The 16679-nt window shown below is 54.6% G+C and carries 7 protein-coding genes; 1 reads left to right on the top strand and 6 read right to left on the bottom strand.

The genetic code is table 11. The features are described 5' to 3' along the window. The first annotated feature begins 292 nt into the window (after positions 1-292). A complete protein-coding gene (locus tag EJL04_RS11930; RefSeq protein WP_125105071.1) occupies positions 293-1468 on the top strand; it encodes a hypothetical protein in 1176 nt (391 codons plus the stop codon). 347 nt (positions 1469-1815) lie between these two features. Here the strand turns inward: EJL04_RS11930 and EJL04_RS11925 are convergent, their stop codons facing one another. The 6 genes from EJL04_RS11925 to EJL04_RS11900 all read right to left on the bottom strand — a co-directional run bounded on the left by EJL04_RS11925 (position 1816) and on the right by EJL04_RS11900 (position 16665). Beyond that, a complete protein-coding gene (locus EJL04_RS11925) occupies positions 1816-3957 on the bottom strand; it encodes an alpha-galactosidase (protein ID WP_125105070.1) in 2142 nt (713 codons plus the stop codon). Positions 3958-4033: 76 nt separating this feature from the next. Further along, positions 4034-5974 (bottom strand): sialate O-acetylesterase, encoded by a 1941-nt coding sequence (locus EJL04_RS11920; RefSeq protein WP_125105069.1) that lies wholly within the window; start codon positions 5972-5974, stop codon positions 4034-4036. Positions 5975-6103: 129 nt separating this feature from the next. After that, positions 6104-10108: a hybrid sensor histidine kinase/response regulator transcription factor gene (locus tag EJL04_RS11915; RefSeq protein ID WP_125105068.1), complete on the bottom strand. Its 4005-nt coding sequence runs from the start codon at positions 10106-10108 to the stop codon at positions 6104-6106. A gap of 134 nt (positions 10109-10242) precedes the next feature. Then, positions 10243-12603 carry an alpha-galactosidase gene (locus tag EJL04_RS11910; RefSeq protein ID WP_125105067.1) on the bottom strand — a complete coding sequence of 787 codons (2361 nt, stop codon included), beginning with the start codon at positions 12601-12603 and terminating at the stop codon, positions 10243-10245. Between the two features lie 281 nt (positions 12604-12884). After that, entirely contained in the window at positions 12885-14669 is a 1785-nt protein-coding gene (locus tag EJL04_RS11905; protein ID WP_125105066.1) for a T9SS type A sorting domain-containing protein, read from the bottom strand. 412 nt (positions 14670-15081) lie between these two features. After that, positions 15082-16665: a RagB/SusD family nutrient uptake outer membrane protein gene (locus EJL04_RS11900; protein ID WP_125105065.1), complete on the bottom strand. Its 1584-nt coding sequence runs from the start codon at positions 16663-16665 to the stop codon at positions 15082-15084. Positions 16666-16679: the final 14 nt, after the last annotated feature.

Genomic DNA, 16679 nt, shown 5'->3' with positions numbered 1-16679 from the left:
AAACAGGCGCATGCACATACGCGCGCGGCGCCCATAAGAAAAGTAACGCACAGGCGCACGTACATAACATAAAAGACGCAACTTTACACTTATTAAATAACAAAGGGCAAACAAAGCAGCGCAAAGACTTACAATCTGTAACTTTTCGTATTTTCCGATTGATATAAATCAATTATGATAACATAAAACTAAAAAAATATTTCAATTTTAATCTCATTTAAGATAAAAAATATTACTTTTGAAGAGAAATACAACATCAACTTATAATGTTTAACCGACTAAAAGTTAGCTTATGAAGAAACTTTTACTTATTGCATTTACACTGTTCTCAATGAACACATTTGCACAGACACCAATGCTAAAGGCAACCAGACTGAACGGACTGAAAGCTGAAAACAGCATGAAATTTGAGACCTCCAACCGCGTTAACCTGAAAAAAGCAAACAGCACAAACAAGGTGAAGGCACAGGCCGCACCTGAAGGAACAACCAAATCATACTATGCAGACTACGGCGAGTCAGTAACTCAGGTAGGCCTGATGCAGAGACTGCACGTAAAAAATGACATCGTGTTCGGCAATGACGGCACGGTAAGCATACCAAACATGTTCCTTAGCACTATTGTGGGCGAAGGCATATATCTTAAAGGTACATACAACGAGAGCACAAAGGAGATAACCATAGAGAACAACCAGGAGATATACAACGAAGACGGACTGTCTCTGTATGTATGTTACATGGACGCTGAGACAGGCGAACCTTCAACAAGCAGCAACTTCAAACTGACACTCGACTCTGAGAGCGGCATCTACTACTCTGCTGAAGGCGAATATCTCGCAGCATTCCTCACCAACGGCAGCCAGACTCAGCTGTACACCTACTGCACATCTTTCTACTATTATCCGGCAGAACTCTTCCCAGAAGCCGTTTCACACAAATATACATACAACGACTACTACGGAAACAGCAAATCTGCAACTGTCGACATAGTAAACCTTGGCGATATTTGCTATATAAAGAGCCTCCTGCCCGAATATCCTGAGGCATGGTTGATGGGAACGTTTGAAGGCGACGACCTCATCGTTTCTTCTTACGGAGTGGCAAGCGACGACAATGCACTGCTCTTCGGAACAGCAACAGACTTTGTTGACAACTGCAAGTTCACATACAGCAGCTCGAGCGACTCTTACACATCTGAGAGCGGAATAGAACTGACTGACTACTTCTACTATCCCGGCGACAGCCAGAATGATGAAGGATACTATTTCAGCGGATCTTGCAAAAACATGACCATAACAGGCAAGTCTACAACAGCCATCAGCAATGTTGAAAACAGCAACAAGGATGTCGTAGCAACAGAATACTTCGACCTCTCAGGCCGCCGCATCAGCAATGCAGCCCAGGGCGTAAGCATCATGGTAAGCAAGTATGCCGACGGAACAAGCAAGGCAATAAAAATTATGAAATAGGACATTATTTTTTGTGAAGAGCGCTTCATTGCCCGGCGTCAGACTCTCTGGCTCCGGGCTTTATTTATGTCCGCAGCGGCAAATATACGGGCAGCCACCATGCATGCCGCCCGGAGTCAGGCAACCAGTCAGGCGTCATGCAGCCGCCTCATACCATTCACGGCGCCGCATGCTTCAGCCCTGCACATCCGCCCATGCCGCCCAAAAGCCGGCGGCAATGAGGCAGGCACACTAACGGCAGCCATGCCCTGCGAAGGCAGATATGGGATAAAAGAAAGTCCGGCAGCCACGTCATCAGGACATGGCTGCCGGACCTTTTTAGTTTTATTTCAAAGGCATCGGCCCCGTTATCTTGCCTTCAGCTCATACACGCGGCTGCTCAGCTTCTGCGCGCTGAAGAGCGGCAGACCAACGGTCATGAGATACTCGCCCGAGTAGGTCTTCACCTCGCCCTGCGAGCCGTCGGCACGGTTTATCTCGCGCACGTCATACTTCTTCGAAGCGTCGAGCCCTTCCATCACCACGTTGTATAGCTTCTCGCTGTAGCGCGGGAATATGTCGAAGGCAAACACCACGGCGCTGGCCTTGTCCTTGCTGACATACATCGTAGAGGTGTGGTTGCCCTCGTATGGCGACACGAGGCGATACTGGTCGCCGTCGAGTATCACGGGCTTCAGCCTGTTGAAGTCGGCTATCGACTGCTTGCAGTAGGCCAGCTCTCCTGCCGGAATGTCGTGCAGGTTGATGTCGAAGCCCATCTTGCCCATCATGGCCACGTTCACCCTGAACTTTATGCTTGCCGCCTTGTTCCATGTAGTTACGTGGGCACACTGCACCTTGGCAGGGAACACCTGCGAGTAGCCCCACTGTATGAAGATGCGCTCCACGGGGTCGGTGTTGTCGCTCGGCCACATCTCTACAAAATATTTCAGCGCCTCATAGTCGGTGCGTCCGCCTCCGCCCGAGCACAGCATCATGGGCAGGTCGGGATATTTTGCCTTGATGCGCTCCAGTACGTTGTAGAGTCCGCGCACGTAGTCAACATAAAGGTGTGTCTGCTTCATCTTCTCGTAGTTAGAGTAGATGTTGGTTATCGGGCTGTTGCAGTCCCACTTGAAGTAGGCTATGTCGGGATACTTCGTCATCAGTCCGTCCACCACGCCGAACACATAGTCCTGCACCTTGGGGTTAGACAGGTCGAGCACGAGCTGGTTTCTGAAGTAATACTCCTCGCGGTTAGGCAGCGTTATCACCCAGTCCTTGTGCTTCTCATACAGCTCCGACTTGGGGCTAACCATCTCAGGCTCTATCCACAGGCCGAACTTCACGCCCTGCTTCTTGGCCTCCTCCGTCAGTCGTCCTATGCCGTTGGGCAGCTTGTCGGCCGTAACCTCCCAGTCGCCCAGTGCCTGCGTGTCGCTGTGGCGCTTGTATTTGTTGCCGAACCATCCGTCGTCGAGCAGGAACATGTCAACGCCCAGCTCCTTGGCCTCGCCGATGAGCGAGAGCAGCTTGTTCTCGTCGAAGTCGAAGTAAGTAGCCTCCCAGTTGTTCAGCAGCGTCATGCGGTCGCCCTGGCCGTCCTTTATCTGATACTTGCGCGCCCAGTCGTGCAGGTTGCGGCTGGCGTGTCCTGTTCCGCTCTGGCTCAGGGTGAAGATAAACTCAGGAGTCCTGAAGCTCTTGTTCTTTGCCACGGTGTACTGCGACGCATAGGGGTTGATGCCGCTTATCACGCGCAGGCCGCCAAGGTTGTCAACCTCGAACGTAAACCTGAAGTTGCCCGTCCATGCCAGCGTGCCCACCAGCACCTCGCCCTCTCTCTCAGTGGCCTTGCTGCCGAGCGACAGCTGGAAGAAGGGCTGGCAGAACATGTCGGCGCGCGCTCCCAGCTTGGTGTCTATCACCTTCTTGCCGAAGTAAAGCTCCTGCGTGTGGCTGCCCGCCTCGGTGGCCCAGTCGCCGTTATACTGTGTCAGGTAATATTTCGGCGCATACATGTGGAGCATCGACGAGGCATACTTCTCGAGCGTTATGGCCGACTTCTCCCTGTTGAATATCTCGGTCCACGCCTTAAACACGTCTTCCTTGGCGTAGGCCACAAAGTGCATTGCCACCTCGTCGGCATACACGGGGTCGGCAAGATATATCACGGTCTCCGTGCCGCCGTCGCATGCCTTTGTCTCGTGCCTCTTGTATTTCAGCAGCGTCGACGGGTTGCCGTCAGAGCGCGTTATGTGGAGCGCAGGCTCAAAGTAGTCTTCCATGCCGTGTGTCATGTATGCCTCCTTGCCCTGCGGCAGCATGGCATACTCGCTCTTGTCCGTAAGGCGCTTGCCGAAGTAGCTCTGGTACAGCCGGCCGTTGTCGCCCACGGTGAACACGAGGCTCGTGCTGCCGGTCTCTACCACAATCTGTTCTTTGGCTCCGGCCTTGCAGACAAATGCCAGCAGGCCCAGTGCCACGAATAGTTTTGTTACGATTTTCATGTCTTTACTGTGTTTTATTAGTTAAAAATATTTATGTCCTTAATGTCCTGATTTTCCTGTGCGCAGGGCCTCACGGTCAGCGTGAGCCTGCCTCAAACAGAGCCACGGGCAGCCCCGTCGGCCCGAACAGGTTGCCGCAGGGATAGTCGGCCCAGTTGTATCTCACGGCCACTATGTTTCCGCCTGCGGTTATCCTTATGGTGCGCGCGTCGGTCTTCACGGCTTCGGGCGCAGCCCACTGCCCCTTGTCGGTCAGCACGATGAAGCCTCGCGGAGCCTCGCCCCTGGTAACCACGTCGCCGTCAAACCTCAGCACTGCCTCGCTGCCCTTTATCTCGCAGTTGCTCAGGGCGGGCGCCCTGTCGGTTATGTCGCTGAAGCCGTAGGCGCGCCGGAGGGCCACGAGCGACAGCCTGCGCGCCACCTCCTGCTTGTTCTTCGGATGTATGTCGGTGCTGTCGCCTATGTCTGTCGTAACCACCATGGCCGTGCCGTCAAGGCTCAGCGCGCCTGCCTGTGCCTGCCGCAGCGCCGCCCACTCAGAGTCGGGCTGCACCTGCACGGGCTTAAGATATGCCGCCAGCTGAACAAAGTAGAACGGCAGGCTGTCGTTGCCCCACAGGCGGCGCCAGTCGGATATAAGCCGGCGGAACAGCGGCCCATACTGGGCGGCACGCCCCACGTTGGCGCAGCCCTGATACCACAGCACGCCCTTTATGGGCAACTGCCGCAGCGGATAAAGCATGGCGTTGTACAGCACCGTGGGGAAAGACGCGCTCTCGGCCGACACAGGACGCCGCGGCAGCTTGCCGAAGTCGGCAGCCACCTTGTATGCCCAGTTGCCGTCGAGCGGCAGGCGGCTGTCGCCCTGCCGTGCAAACAGGTCTGAAGCGCTGCCGCAGATGCCGCCCTCTCCCTCAAAGTCGGTAACTCTTACGGTTATCAGAGCCTTGCCGCCCTTCACCAGCTCTGCCGGAACGGTGTAGGTGCGCTCCACGTTGTAGCCCGAGCCTTCGGCTATCTTTGTTCCGTTAAAGTAGGTAACGTCTTCGTCGTCTATGGCTCCGAGGTGCAGCTCCACGGGCTTTCCTGCCCATCCGGCAGGTATGTCGATCTCGCGCTGCATCAGCACAATGCCGTTGAATCCGGGCAGGGCTGAGCTTTCCCACTGCCCCGGAACGGGCATCACGGGCAGACTGCCGTCGGCGGGCAGGCACACCTTGCCGCCGCTGTCGGCCACACCCTCCGTGGCCATGCTCACCCACTCGGCCACGCGGCGCTCATATTCGGCCTTTATCCTGTCCTTGTCGAAGCCGTTGTCGGCCATCATGCCTGTCTCGTTCTCAAAGCCCTCAACCGAGCTGACGCCTGCATAGCTGCTCCAAGCCTCGGCCGGCGTGCCGCCCCAGGTGCAGTCTATCACGCCCACATGGACGCCCAGGCGCCTTGACATCTCGCGGGCATAGAAGTATGCCACCGACGAGAAGTTCTCAACGGTCTCCGGCGTGCACGTGCGCCAGCCGCCCATGTTCACGTCGGTGTCGGCCGCGGGCACAAAGCTGCGCTGCTTGCTTATCTGCAAGAATCTCACTTCGGGATGATTGGCCGACATTATCTCGTGCCAGTAGTTCATCACCTTTCCCCAGCCGCCCACGGGCATCTCCATGTTCGACTGCCCCGAGCAGAGCCACACCTCGCCCGAATAGATGTCGCGCAACGTGGTCCTGTCGCCGTCGTCGAAGGTTATCGTGTAGGGTCCTCCGGCCTTGGGCGTGGCCAGCCTGATGCTGAACGTGCCGTCGCTCATCACCTTAGCCGTCAGGGCATGCCTGCTCCACGAGGCCCTGACCTTCACCCTGCTGCCGCTGCTCCTGCCCGTTATGGTCCAGAGGCTCTGCTGCTGAACCACCATGCTGTCGGTAACAAAGTGAGGCAGCACCACCTTTGCGTCTGCTCCGGCGGCACACAAGGCCACGGCAGCAGCTGCCGCAATGCGTCTGAAATTGCTTGTTTTCATAGGTTAAAACATTTTGTCCTTATCATCTTCGCGGTCATGGCACGGGCCACGGCGCCGGCTTTCAGCGCCGGTGCCGGCACACATGCCATTGCCGTAACAATCCTGGTCTGTCCGTTTTTTTTATGGTGCTCAGCCGTTGCCCTGCTTCTCCCTGCACTGCTTCTCAAAGTCCTTCGGGCTTATGCCAAACTGCTTGAAGAACAGCTTGCTGAAATACGACGGCGACGATATGCCCACCATATAGCAGATGTCGCCTATGAGGTGCTTGCCCTCCTGTATGAGCTCGGCGGCCTTCTTCAGCTTGATGAGCCTGATAAGCTCAACGGGCGACATGTTGAACACCGACTTTATCTTGCGCAGCAGGCTCGAGTGGCTCATGCACAGAATGTCAGCCATGCACTCCACGTTGAAGTTGTCTTCGCCCACGTTGTCCTCTATAATCTTTATGACCTTGTTCATAAACTCCTCGTCGGCCTTCGTCATGTGCATGTTGTCCATGTTGAAGAAGGGCTTTTTGGAGAACGACTCGCGCTCGCGCCGCCTGTTGTCGAGCAGCGAACGTATGAGCTGGCGGAAGAACTTCACCGAGAAGGGCTTCTCTATATATGCCTCGGCGCCGAGCTGAAGGCCCTTTATCTTGCTCTCAAGGTCGTTCTTGGCGGTGATGAACACTATTGGTATGTGCGACAGGTTGATGTCTGCCTTGACCGCCTTGCACAGGCTGAAGCCGTCCATCTCGGGCATCATCACGTCAGACACTATCAGGTCGATGTGGCTGCCGGCCAGCTTCTCGAGAGCCTCCTTGCCGTTGCGCGCCGTCTCTATCGTGAACGACATGTTGGCCTGCTCGGCCAGAAACTCGCGCATGTTGTCGTTGTCCTCAACTATCAGCACGGTGTATCCGCCTGTGTTCTCCTTTGCCTGGTTGGTTTCTTCCTCGAGCAGATAGTCAGACGTGTCAACGGTCAGCTTGTTGTTGTGCTTTATGCCCTCCTTGTTCTGCGGCAGTATGGCCACAAAGGTGTTGCCGTCGCTGCCGTCGTCGGCCAGCTCAAGACTTCCGCCCAGCAGCGATGCGAGCGAAAGCGAAAGCGGAAGGCCTATGCCCACGCCGTTCTCGCCGCTGTTCGACTTGTCTATCTGGTAGAAGCGCTTGAAGATTAGCTTCTTCTCGCTGTCTGATATCTTGTCGCCGTCGCTCGTAACCTTTATTATGAAGTTGCTGTCGTCTGTAGTGAGCGACACCTTCACCCTGCGGCGGGCATACTTCAGGGCGTTGTTAAGCAGGTTGCTCAGAATCTTGATGACGGCCTCCCTGTCGGTAGAAACTATCACGGGCTCGTCGGCCACGTTTCTTATCAGCTCCTTGTCCTTCAGCGTCATGGCAGGCTCAAAGCGGTCAATGGTCTCGTTCACCAGCGCGCTTATGTCTACGTTCTCATATTTGAACGTGAGCCTGTTGGAGTCGATCTTCTGGAAGTCGAGCAGCTGGCCCGTAAGGTTGAGCAGCCGCTTGGTATTCTGCCGCGTAACTTTCAGATAGTGCTGCACGCGGCTGTTGTTTATCCCTATCTCCTCTATGGCCTCGAGCGGCGCGTCGATCAGCGTCAGCGGCGTGCGTATCTCGTGGGCCACTTCGGTAAAGAAGTTCACCTTGTTCTGATACAGCTCCTTCTCCTTGTTCACGGCAAAGAGGTGCTGGCGCTCGCGCAGCTGCTTCTCCTTGTGGTTGCGGTAGAGCACAAACCACAGCATAACTCCGGCCACGATAAGTATAATGTATGCCAGATAGGCCCATTTAGAACTGTACCATGGCGGAGTTATCACTATCTCAAGACTTTTGGTTATGGTCTGTCCGTGTGTGTCAACCTTTACACACAGGTTGTATGTGCCCGGAGGCAGGTTGGCAAACGATATCTGGTTGCCCGACATGCTTATCCATTCTGAGTTGACGGGCTCGAGCTTGTAGCTGTACATGCTGCCGCTGGTAACGCCGAAGCTCGGCGACACCACCCTCAGCGAGAATGTTGCCATGTCGTAAGGCAGGGTGAGGCGTCTGGTGAACATGATGTTCTCCTTCAGCGGCGAGTTCTTTGTGTCTACGGTAACTTCCTCGTTAAGTATCCTCAGCTGAGTGAAATACAGCGACGACTGCATGGTCTGGTTGTCTTCCTTGTCGGGGTTGAAGGCTATTATTCCGCCTATGCTTCCAAAGTAGAACAGACCGTCGTTGGCCTTGATGGCCGAGTTGTAGTTAAACTGGTTGTTGGGCAGTCCGTCTTTCACGGTGAACACTCTCACGGCCCTTGTGTCGGGATTAAACTTCACGAGGCCCTTGTTGGTGCCGAACCACAGGTTGCCGTTGTTGTCCTCAAGTATGTTGTACGCCACGTCGTCGGGCAGTCCCTCCTCTATTCCGAACGACGTGAAGTTGTCTTCTTTCTTGTTATAGCGGCTTATTCCGCCGCGGTCGGTAGACACCCACACGTTGCCGCGGCTGTCTTCCATAAACGAGCTTATGCTGTTGGAGCGCAGCCCGCTGCGCGATGTCTCGCCCGACACGTATCTCTTGTATTTGCCCGTAGACGGCGTGTATCTCCATACGCCGTTGCCCATGGTGCCTATCCATACGGTGCCGTCGTGAGCCTCAAAGAGATTGAATATCCAGTCGTAGCCGGTTTCGTTGACGTGCCTGAAGTCTTTCTGTCCGGCATCGCGGCGGTAGAGCGCGTAGCCAAGGCCCACCCACTCGTTGCCGCGGCTGTCCTTGAGATATGAATACACGCTGTTGTCCTTCTCCTTGATGTTAAGCACGGTTGACACCCTGCCGCTGCCGTCGACACGCAGCAGTCCGCCGCGCGAGAATCCGGCATAGACGCTGCCGTTGAATGCTGTAAGCAGCAGCACCGTCTTCTGTGCTGCCGTTATGTCACTGATTGCAGATATTATGTTAGTTGACGGATTGAGCGAGAACAGCCCCCTGTCCTCCGTTCCTATCCATATGCGGTTGTCAGCGCTCTGCGTAAGTCCGTTGACCACCCTTCCGGTAAGCCCCGACCACAGGCCGAACACCTTAAAGTAAAACTTGTTTCTTGATGTGTAGTTCACTCCGCCGAAAGACGTGCCTATCCACACGTCGCCGCTCCTGCTCTCGTAGAGACAGTAGATTATGTCGTCAGACAGGCTGAACTTGTTGAGCGGATCTTCGTGCAGCACGGTCTCGGTGTTGTCATATTTGTTGAGGATATACAGTCCGTGCTGTGTTCCTATCCATATTTCGTCTTCAAAGCACTGCATGCAGCGCATATATATCTTGCCTTCTGCCGAGAAGTTTATTTTAGAGAATGTGTTATGCACAGGATTGTATCGAAACAGATAGCCGTTGGTAGACGCAAAGATGAGCGAGCCGTCGGTGTCTTCAACCACAGTGGTGAACATCACGCCCTCCATGTCCTGTCCGTCGGCGGCCACCACCCTTACAAACCTTCTGGCACGCTTGTCAAACTTGTATATTCCGGCGCTTGCCGTGGTTACCCACACGTCGCCGTTGTCGTCGACACAGATGTTAGACGGGAACTTTTCTTTCAGGTTGTCCTTTATCGGCGTTACTGAATAATAGTCGACGCTCTGTCCGTGATAATGAAACACGCCGAGGTCGGGCAGAAGCACCCACACGTTGCCCTTGCCGTCGCCGTCGATGGTCTGCACCCAGTTGTCGGGATACTTGCCGTTGCGCCTGTCCTTGCGGTCAAGAAAGCTGAACGTGTCGGTCTTCGGGTTGTAAAGATACACACCGCGGTCTGTTCCCACCCACATCATCTTGCGTTCGTCTTCATACAGGGCCGCAATGTTGTTGTTGCCCTGTTTCTTTTTGTGGTCAAAGCAGTTAAGCCTGCGCATGTCGAGGCCGTCGTAGCGGTGAAGTCCGTTCTTCGTGCCGAGCCATATAAATCCGTAGCTGTCTTCGGCCACACACTTTACGTTGCTCGACGACAGCCCGAAGGTGTTGTCAATGCGCTTGAACGAATAGTTGCCCGTGGCATAAGCCGGACATGCCGCCAGCAGGGCTAACGCAAGCACGGCCATGATAAGGGCTGCTATGGTTTTAGGGGCTTTAACTGTACTTTGCTTCATGATCAATTTGTTTGTTTCTGATAATACTTCTGCCGCCGGGCGGCAAGTGTGTTTCTGATGTCAGCCTTACGGCTTGTGCCGCACTGCTGCTTTATGCCGTGTCTGCCGTACTGATGCCGGCCATAAGCATGATGTTATTTTACGAGAATCTTCTTTGCCACCGGGCAGCCAGACTCGAGCACTATCCTTGCCACATACACTCCGGCCTTGGCGTCAAAGGCTACGGCAGCGCTGCCTGCGGCTGACTTGAATGTGTCGTTCAGCAGCAATGCTCCCGACATGTCATAGACTGCAACAGATGATATGGCTTCGGGAGCCTCCATTGTAAGGCTCCCGTTGCTATAGTTGATTTTAACATTCTGTGAATTTCCTTCGGTTACACCGGCAATGCCTGTGCCGTCGCTGTTCTTGTCGATGCGGTACATTCTTACGTCGCACTGCGGAACTGCAACATTGAATCCGTTGCCTGTAACCTCAACCGTCTGACCTGTCCAGAGCTCCTTTATGCCCTTAACGTTGTCCTTTGATATGCCGAGGCGCTCAAAGTCGGCAGTCTTGGTGTACTGTGCTGACTTGTCGTAATTGAACACTACATAATAGAGAGCGTCTTCGGTGTCGAGCACAAACTCCTGGTCAACTCCGTAAGTATACTTGTCGTAACGGCTGAACATCGTGGCGAGCCTGCCGTCTACCGGGCGGAAAGAGCGTCCGATGTGTGCCACGGCATTGATGTCGGCATTAGTGGCAATCTTCATTGCCAGGTCGCGCTCCGACTGCTTGCCGGGATAAGAGCCTGCCAGACTGTAGTTGTCGCCGAGCAGCACCGTGCCCGTCATGGCTCCGCAAGTGTATCTTATGCGTGCGGCTCCTTCGCTCTCAGCTCTCGAGAGCACGAGGTGGTCGGGGTCGTTGTAAGGATAAACGCGGTCGAGCCACCAGCCCAGCTCAATGCTGTTGAGCGTGTACATACTGTTGTCGAGCTCGCCCCAGCTGTCGCATGATATACGGCGTGCATGTCCCTTGGCAGGGAACACGGGCGCGATAGACAGGTCGACAAACATGCCGTCGGCCATCTCCAGAATCTTGTCCATACCGTAAGTGTAGGCCTGCATACCCGTTGTTATGCCCGGCTCATAGAACTTGTCGGCCTCGAGGGTTCCGTTGTTGATGAAGTCGAGCTTGATATACTCGAAACCAAGGTCCTTGAACTTCTTGAATCTCTCTCTGTTATACTCGAGCGTACCGGGGTGAGTCGGGTCGAGAGCTATTGAGGCAATCTTTCTGAGCTGTCCGTTGGCCCTGATGGCTATGTCGGCCCATGTGTAAGGACTGCCTTCGTAAGGTCTGTACATGGCAGCCTGCGACTCGTTGCCCCAGTAAGAGAACGGTGTGTGATATATTCCGGGGTGCTGTCCGTTCTGCTTGCAGTGCTGCACGAAGCTTCTGAGCTGGTCGTCGCTGAGGTTGTCCCAGAAAGAGTCGAGCACGATGTAGCACTCGCCGTTCTCGTTGTGGAAGTTGTTAGGCTCGAGCTGCTGCTTGAAGAAGTCAGACACGTTGACTGCTCCCTCATAGTTTACGTGCTCTGCCATTCCGCCCCAGCTCTGCCATGCAAAGATGGTGCCCTTGTCCCACTTCAGTTTCGGGCAGAGCTTCTCGGTAGCCTCGCCCAGTTCCTCAAGACCGTTGCGCCAGTCGGCATAATATCCGAAGAAATACTTAGGCGAGCGCACTCTCTGTCCTGATATAGAGCCGTGCTTGGTGAGCGACGGGCGTCCTTCCCACACGTCGTTGGTGCGGCTGCTCACCACTCCGGCAGCCACCGTAAGGTTGCGCAGGCGGTTCTGTCCGTTAGGCGTAACGGTTATTCCGCTCTTCCAGTTGTCGTGTTCTATTGATCCCACTACGAGTCCCTGGCGGCTGAGCACGTCGTACATGGCCGACACCTCGCACGATGTGTTAGGCTGACCTATGCTCCAGGGCTGTGCCGAATAGCCCACCCAGTTGTCGTTGTCGTGAGGCATGTCGTACACCACGTTCTCTCCGCCCGAGGGGAGGAAGGTCGTTGACGTGGTGCTCACCATCGGAGCAATGTAGTTGGTCTTTGTCGTTCCGCCCGTTGCCACGATGGCAGCCTCTACGAGCAGATAGTTCTTGCCCGGATAGATGTATATCGACTGCTCTATGTTATCCTTTCCGGCCAGGCCCGAATAGGTGTATGTATACTTTGTTCCGCTGCCGAACACATCGCTTACAGCCTCTGACGTGAGCGACACGCTGGGATAGTCTTTCGACAGGAGCTTCTCCTCGGCTGCGTTGTGCACCTCAACGTAGGCTCCCTTTATCAGCTGCTTGCCGTTCTGCTCGTAAGTGAGCGTCTTGGCCGACTCGTCGAATGTTATGTTCCATGCGCCGTCTGTAATATTGTGCTGTGCCGACATCCACGCAGGACATGCCAGCATAACGGCCATTGATATCACTTTTCCTATTTTCATATTATTATTTATTTTTATTGAAGACAACGCCTGCCTCACAGGCTATGTGACTGATGCCAGCCTTGCCGCGGCATGTCTTTATGATTACTTTACAACTATTAAACTACCTGGGGCCTATTTTGTTGCATAACGGGTGCTTATTATTCTGCACCCTGCCCGGCTGTCTGTCTTACTTCCGGAATGAGAGTTCGGCCGGAGATTCTTGACGCCCTTTAAGTGGAAAACCTCCGGCGTCACTCATTCAGAAACAAACTTTAATTAATAATCTTAGAAAAACAATACTATCTGATGATGAACTTTCTCACCACTGCTGCTCCGTCCTTGCCTTCAGCCTTGACGATGTAGGCTCCGGCTTTAAGACCTGTCTGTACGGCCTGTCCGGCAGCAACCTTTGTGCCAAGCAGCACGTTGCCTGCCATGTCGGCCACAGTCAGCGTTGCGTCTGCGCTCACTGTTATGGCGTTGCCGCTGCACATTATGCTGATGCCTGCGGCTCCGTCAGTTACAGTGTCTATGCCCGATGTGGGGTCATACTTGGCAAATGGTCCTGCCATCTTGCCTCCGTCTATTGCCTGCACGCCCCATTCTGCTATCTTATCTGAGCTGATGTTGAGCGTATAGCTGCGCGATGTCAGCGCGGCATTTACGTCGCCCAGTCTGAGAGCGCCCGTTGCGGGGTCGGCCGGAATGACCGTAACAAGACTTCCGTCGGTCAGCTTGACATACACGTTGTAGCGCAGCGCCTCGGCAGGAGTCTTGCTGTCAGCGGCGGCGTCCCATGTCAGCGTAACCTTTCCGCCGTCAGCCTTCATGGCGAGGTTGGCAGGTGCTGTGGGAGCCTCGTTGACGTTGCGCGAGCAAAGTCCGTTATACACGTGCATGTGGGGAGCTCCGTCGTTGTTGTATCCCATTATTGCTATGTTTGGGAAACCGTTCTTGTTAATATCGTATGCAGCCACAGCCACGCCTCCGCGTGCCTTGCAGAGCAGGTCGTCATATTGTGTGAAGGCCAGTCCGCCCTCGTTGATTGCCACCACTGCCCTGCTCTCGTTGCTTGTCTCGCCCGAGTAGATGATGTCTATCATGCCGTCGCCGTTTACGTCGGCCCAGTCGCATCCGCTCTTGTGTGCTCCTGTGAGCGATGCGTCGACCTTGCTGAATGTCTCGTCGCCGTTGTTTCTGTAGATATATGCCACGCTTGCCCACGACTCTGTGCCGCTCTGTCCCGTAACGAAGAGGTCGAGGCGGCCGTCGCCGTCAACGTCGACGAACATTATCTGGCCTTTCTCTGTTCCGGCAAAGGCGTCAGAAGTAACACGCGTGAAGGTGCCGTCGCCGTTGTTCTTGTTGATTGTTATGCAGTCGTTGCCCACGGCGTCGCTCCATCCGCTCACGGCCAGGTCGGGGCATCCGTCGTTGTTGAAGTCGCCCACGGCCATTGTTCCGTTGCGCTGCGCGAAGAGTCCCGAGTCGGCCACCTTTGCGAAGGTGCCGTCGCCGCCGTTGTTCTTATACATCACCGGATTGCCGTCGGCATCCATCACCACGAGGTCCTGATAGCCGTCCATGTCGAAGTCGGCAATGGCCGTCAGTCCCATATACCAGCACTCCGACGTTCCGTTGTCGTCGCTGATGTTGAGGTTGCTCTCGAGCGCGAAGTTCTCCACCTTGGCAAAGGTGCCGTCGCCGTTGTTTCTGTAAAGTTCGTAGCCGTAGTTGCAGAGCAGATAGTCAACGTGGCCGTCGTTGTTGAAGTCGAATGCGCTCAGCGTGCTCTCATAGGGCATGCTTGCGGGCAGCTTGACAGAGTTGTCAAGGTTGCCGCTGTTGTCGGTGGTTATCAGCACCACGTCTGGATTCCATCCGTTGTTAAGGTCGCGGCCCTTCACGATGAGGTCCATGTTGCCGTCGCCGTTTACGTCGGCATATACCAGGCTTCCGCGGAAATATGCCGTCGACACGCCTCCGGGCAGCGTCATCTCATTGTACTGCGGCTTCTGCGAGGCTGCAAAGGCCGTACCGGCAGAGGCTATAAGAGCCGAGACGAGGTAAAGTTTTGCTTTCATATCTTTTATATAAATTAAATAGGTTAATAATTACATGCTGTGCCTTTGAATGCCGGCTACGCCGCGCTCAGGGCCGCCTGTGCAGCCCGGGCAAGAAGCATGCCGATTATGTGGCACGCCGGCAACAATATGATTGGCTGTATTTTCATTTTTTTATCCTGAAGACTAAGGCTCCGGCAATGATGCCGATGATACGTGTAAGACAGGGACTGTGTTTTCCTGTTTTGTTTTTTTAAGGCGGGGCATAACCGGGCCAGTGTATGCCTGTAGGTTAAAATTGGTGTATGCTTCAGATATAACAGTTTGCAAGAATATTTTTTATTATCATAAGCACACACGGCCCTGCTATGCCCCGCCTTTATAAGGCAGCGTGGCTGCAGCCTATGGCCAAGGCCGCAGCCCGCTGTGTTTTTTATCTGTAACCTTCGTTCTGGTCGTCCATGGTCATGTCCTCGTTCTGGTTGATCTCTGTCAGAGGTATCGGCCACAGAACGTTGTAAGCATGGATTGTTCCCGAACGCTTAGCCCACTTGTTGCGCTCTGACACGTAGTCGAGGAAGTGGCCTGTGCGGATGAGGTCGAACTTGCGCCAGCGCTCGCCGAAGAGCTCGCGCACGCGCTCTGTCATTATCTCCTTGCGGAACTCGTCCTGGCTCATGCCCTCGCTCCATGCCTTGTCGGCAGGCAGGCTGTCTTCCCATGCGCGCTTTCTCACGATGTTCACCTGCTTAACGGCTTCGCCCGTCTGTCCCAGTTCGTTGAGACACTCGGCGTAGAGCAGAATGGCGTTGGCAAGGCGCAGGAACGGGATGTTCTTGCCTGAGTTCCACTCGTTGTTGATGCCAAGGCCTGAGTGAGAGTCGGTGCGGAAGTCTTCATACTTCTTGATATGTGGCAGCAGCTCGTCGTGGTCGTCGCCAAGCTCCTCCCACAGGATGTTGTCGAGCGTAGGTGTCTGTCCGTAGTATGTGAAGTCGTAGCGTATAGACTCTTCCTTGCGTATGTCGCCGTCTTCCCATATTCCTCCGTCCTCAACGTTGCTGTATGCCCACTGTGAAGGCACGGCATGGTCGTAGCCGCTGTAGTAGCATCCGTCGCCGAAGTATGACTGAACGGCACGCGAGCCTATCTGGAACTGCACGCTGTTGCAGTCAGGATAAACGTTGTTGAACTGCCACTCGAGTATCGACTCGCTTGTGTTTGTTATGCTGTAGTCCCACAGGTCATAGTAAGCCACGAGCTTGAAGGGGCCTTTCACAACGGTCTCGAGCGCATCCTTTGCCAGGCTGAAGTCGCGCAGGCCTGTCTCCTCGGGTGCTGCCATGTAGGCATATCCCAGCATCATAGAGGCTGCATAGCGTGTGGCGCGTCCAGGGTTGTTGGTCTCGGGGCAATACTGTGCGGCGTTCTTCAGGTCGTTGATGATAAACTGCCATACGTCCTTGAGCGGCTGACGGCCGTAGCCCAGCTCGTCCTGACGGCTCACGTCGATGATAGGAATGCGTCCGTAGAGCATGGCCAGCTCCATCATGAGTCCGCCGCGTATGAAGCTTGCCTCGCCGTAGAGTCCGGCTACCTTCTTGTCTTCGTCAAGATTGAGCTTTCCGAGCGAGTTTACTATCTTGGCAGCCTCGCTCACTGTGGGCCAGCGGTTCTCCCACTGCTCCACCACGTATGACAGCTCAGAGGTGAGCAGGGCGTCATACTTGTCGAGCGATCCGCGGCGTCCGCCGTCTTCCTTGAGCGCCTGGTATGCTCCCGACTGTATCTCGTCGGTTCCTACCATCTGCTCCCAGAGATACCTGTCGGTGAAGAGTCCGCGCCAGTTCTTGTAGAGAGTCTGCACGTTCGACTCTACATAGGCAGTGTCTGAATATATGATGTCTTCCGGAAGCGAGGTCTTCGGTCCTTCATCCAGAAAATCCGAACATGAAGACATGGCAACGGCTGATATTGCCGCCAGGCCCAATGTCATTATTTTATTTTTAATTTTCATGGTTTTTCTATTTT

The organism is Prevotella marseillensis (genome assembly GCF_900625065.1).
GTDB lineage: Bacteria > Bacteroidota > Bacteroidia > Bacteroidales > Bacteroidaceae > Prevotella > Prevotella rara.
This window is presented reverse-complemented; position numbering and strand designations above follow the sequence as displayed.